The following is a 1285-nucleotide window of genomic DNA, read 5'->3' as shown; positions in this document are numbered from 1 at the left end:
GAAATTTAAAGAGAAGAATTAAATACATTTTTAATATTTTTGGGGAATTAAATTTGGGGAATTAAAATGGAATTAAATGTCCATAAATGATTTTTACAAATAGTCCATAAATGATATTTCCGTAACATGACTAAACATTTTTATTGACAATTTGTTGGGAAGGTGTTATACTATAGCCGTTATTAACCAAATTAAAAGGAGTGTGTATCAATGAGAGAAGTAGATAAGGTTTTAAAGATTATAAAGGAGAAGAATGTCAAAAATATTCAACTCTGGTTCACCGATGTGCTTGGTTTCCTTAAGTGTGTAACTATAACCGATAGAGAGGTTGAATCGGCATTTGAACACGGAAAGGGTTTTGATGGGTCATCTATTACTGGATTTGCTGAGGCTGAAGAGAGTGATATTCTGGCTAAACCTGAACCAGAAACATTTCAATTGCTACCCTGGGAACCTGTCGAAGAACCTGTTGGCAGGATGTTTTGTGATATTCTTAATCCGGATGGTTCCCCATATCCAGGAGACCCAAGATATGTTTTGAAAAAGATAATTAAGGAATCCGCAGAGTTAGGATTTACCTACTATATTGGGCCTGAATTGGAATATTTTTATTTTAAATCCAACAAGGAAGCAAAAGGGTTAGACGAAGGTGGATATTTTGATATAGTGCCTTATGACCTGGCTAATCGGCTTAGAAAAAAGACAGTCAAGGTATTAGAAGAGATGGGTATCCCGGTTGAGACTTCACATCACGAGGTAGCACCATCTCAACATGAAATAGACTTAAGGTATCAAGATGCACTTACTATGGCTGACTATACTATGACCTATCGGATGGTGGTAAAAGAGATTGCTCAGCAGGAAGGTGTTTATGCTACCTTTATGCCTAAGCCCGTGTTTGGGGTAAATGGTTCTGGCATGCATACTCACCAATCTTTATTTCAGGGCACAAAGAACGCCTTTTTTGACCCAAACGATGAACATAATCTGTCTGTGACAGCGAAGTCTTTTATTGCTGGTCAATTAAAACATGCCCGCGAAATATGCTCTATTTTATCCCAGTGGGTAAATTCTTATAAAAGGTTAGTGCCTGGCTATGAGGCTCCGGTCTATATTTCCTGGGCTCACCGCAATCGGACGGCACTTATTCGTGTGCCGATGTATCGGCCAGGCAGTGAGCAAGCCACACGGGCAGAACTGCGCTGTCCAGACCCCGCCTGTAACCCATATCTTGCCTTCGCCGTGATGTTGGCGGCTGGATTAGAAGGGATTAAGAATAAATACG

1 protein-coding gene is annotated in these 1285 nt (G+C 39.8%); it reads left to right on the top strand.

Going from position 1 to position 1285, the window contains the following annotated elements; all coding sequences use genetic code 11:
- Nucleotides 1-210: 210 nt before the first annotated feature.
- Nucleotides 211-1285: type I glutamate--ammonia ligase (gene glnA, locus AB1414_21095; protein MEW6609909.1), on the top strand; the 1075-nt coding region annotated here is incomplete at its 3' end.

It is taken from the genome of bacterium, assembly GCA_040755795.1.
GTDB lineage: Bacteria > UBA9089 > CG2-30-40-21 > CG2-30-40-21 > SBAY01 > JBFLXS01.
This window is presented reverse-complemented; position numbering and strand designations above follow the sequence as displayed.